Origin of the sequence: Nocardioides sp. CPCC 206348 (genome assembly GCF_048654705.1) — a bacterium.
Classification (GTDB): domain Bacteria; phylum Actinomycetota; class Actinomycetes; order Propionibacteriales; family Nocardioidaceae; genus Nocardioides.
In genome coordinates, this window is the sequence record NZ_JBMCZA010000226.1 from 19,205 (window position 1) to 20,829 (window position 1,625).

The window sequence follows — 1,625 nt, forward strand, 5'->3', positions numbered from 1 at the left end:
GTACTCCGCTGCGAAGGCCGGTATCGCCGGCATGACGTTGGTCGCCGCCGTCGAGATGAGCCGGTACGGCGTCACGGTCAACGCGATCGCGCCGGTCGCGAGGACGCGGATGACCGAGGGTGCCTTCGACACGTCCGCGATGGCGCTGCCCGAGGACAACTCGCCGGTCGTGGCGTGGCTCGCGTCCGAGGAGGCCGGCGACGTGACCGGTCGCGTCATCGAGATCGACGGCAGCGTCATCACCGTCGAGAACGGCTGGTCGCACGGGCCGTCCCGCGACAACGGATCGCGCTGGGAGGCGGCCGCGGTCGGGCCCGCGCTGCGTGACCTGCTGGCCGCAGCACCTGCGCCCGAGCCCGTCTACGGGACCACGGGCTAGACACGAAAACGAAAGCCTTTCGTTCTGACACGAAAGTCTGTACCGTTCGGGTCATGACTGTTGCTGAAGCCCCGGGGCTGACCACCTTCGACCCGACGGACCCGGACATCCTGCGCCAGCGGATGCCGCACGAGGAGCTGCTGGCACTGCGCCAGACGGCTCCGGTGAGCTGGATCGAACAGCCCGACCCGGGGGCCCGGGCCGGCTTCCTCGACACCGGCTACTGGGCGCTGAGCAAGCACGCGGACGTGGCTGCGGTCTCGAAGAACCAGGCCGACTTCTCGACGTACGAGAACGGCGTGATCATCCGCTTCGCGCCGGACATGACGCGCGAGGAGCTGGAGCAGACCCGCTTCCTGCTGATCAACCACGACTCACCGGAGCACACCAAGCTGCGCCAGATCATCTCCCGCGCGTTCACGCCGCGCGCGGTCGGCGGTCTGCACACCTGGCTCAAGGAGCGCGCCGAGAAGATCGTCGACGAGGCGCTCGCCAAGGAGTCGGGCAACTTCGTCACCGACATCGCTGCCGAGCTGCCCCTCCAGGCGATCGCTGAGCTGCTCGGGGTCCCGCAGGAGGACCGCGGCAAGCTCTTCGACTGGTCCAACCAGATGCTGTCGTACGACGACCCGGAGCTCGGCGGCGACCAGATGACCGCATTCATGGAGATCCTCGCGTACTCCATGGCGCTCGCCGACGACCGTCGCCGCAACCCGCAGGACGACATCGTCACCAAGCTGGTGACCGCGGATGTCGACGGCAACGGACTGACCGACGACGAGTTCGGCTTCTTCGTGATCCTGCTGGCCGTGGCCGGCAACGAGACCACCCGTAATGCGATCACGCACGGCATGAAGGCCTTCATCGACAACCCGGACCAGTGGGAGCTCTACAAGCGTGAGCGTCCCGACACGGCCGTCGACGAGATCATCCGCTGGGCCACGCCCGTGACGGTCTTCCAGCGCACGGCGAAGCGCGACCTCGAGATCAGCGGTCAGGCGATCAAGGAGGGTGACCGGGTCGGCCTGTTCTACGCCTCGGCGAACTTCGACGAGGACGTCTTCGAGGACCCGTTCACCTTCGACATCACGCGCGAGGTCAACCCGCACCAGGCGTTCGGCGGTCATGGCGCCCACTACTGCATCGGTGCCAACCTGGCCCGCCTCGAGGTGAAGCTGATCTTCGATGCCCTCGCCGACCGTGACCCGAGGATCAGCCTCGCCGGCGAGCCGGTGAAGCTGCGCAG

The 1,625-nt window shown here is 67.5% G+C and carries 2 protein-coding genes; both read left to right on the forward strand.

Going from position 1 to position 1,625, the window contains the following annotated elements; translation table 11 throughout:
• On the forward strand, positions 1-379 hold a 379-nt coding region (locus ACOADB_RS25645), incomplete at its 5' end, for an SDR family oxidoreductase (RefSeq protein ID WP_378605602.1).
• Between the two features lie 53 nt (positions 380-432).
• Positions 433-1,625, forward strand: a 1,193-nt coding sequence (locus ACOADB_RS25650) for a cytochrome P450 (RefSeq protein WP_378605605.1), incomplete at its 3' end; no start/stop codon positions are given.